The organism is Lentzea aerocolonigenes (assembly GCF_000955955.1).
GTDB lineage: Bacteria > Actinomycetota > Actinomycetes > Mycobacteriales > Pseudonocardiaceae > Lentzea > Lentzea aerocolonigenes_A.
Window position 1 is genome coordinate 1 of the sequence record NZ_JYJG01000481.1, and the last position, 568, is coordinate 568.

General features: G+C 66.2%; 1 protein-coding gene. It reads left to right on the forward strand.

The annotated features are described in order from the left end of the window. Positions 1–59: 59 nt before the first annotated feature. Positions 60–568 (forward strand): class F sortase (locus tag UK23_RS44295; protein WP_045317843.1); only part of this gene is annotated, 509 nt, incomplete at its 3' end.

The following is a 568-nucleotide window of genomic DNA, read 5'->3' on the forward strand; positions in this document are numbered from 1 at the left end:
CGAACAAGTAACGCCGGAAATCAGGGCAACCGTGTCCCGGACACGTGCGTGTTCAGGGCATGCGTTCGTTCTGGGGGCTCTTCATCGCGCTGGCGCTGCTGTTGACCGGCTGCGCCTCGTCGCCTGACGAGGTGCTGCCCACCGCACCGGTGCAGACGACGACCACACCGCCGTCCGCACCGCCCGGAGTGGACAAGGGCATGCCGCCGTCGGAACCGACGGAGCTGCGCATCCCCAAGATCGGAGCCAAGTCCTCGCTCGTCCCGCTCGGGCTCAACCCGGACGAGACGGTCGAGGTGCCACCGGTCGAACAGCCGATGCAGGCCGGCTGGTACAAGCTCGCGCGCACACCCGGCGAGGCAGGTCCCGCAGTGGTGCTGGGCCACGTCGACGGCAACAAACAACCGGGAATCTTCTTCCGGCTCAAGGAACTCGTCGAAGGCGACGAGGTCGAGGTGTCCAGAAAGGACGGCACCACGGCCAAGTTCCGCGTGCGCAAGACCGAGCAGATCGCCAAGAACAGCTTCCCCACGGAAGCCGTTTACGGCGAGACCGACCAACCCGAACT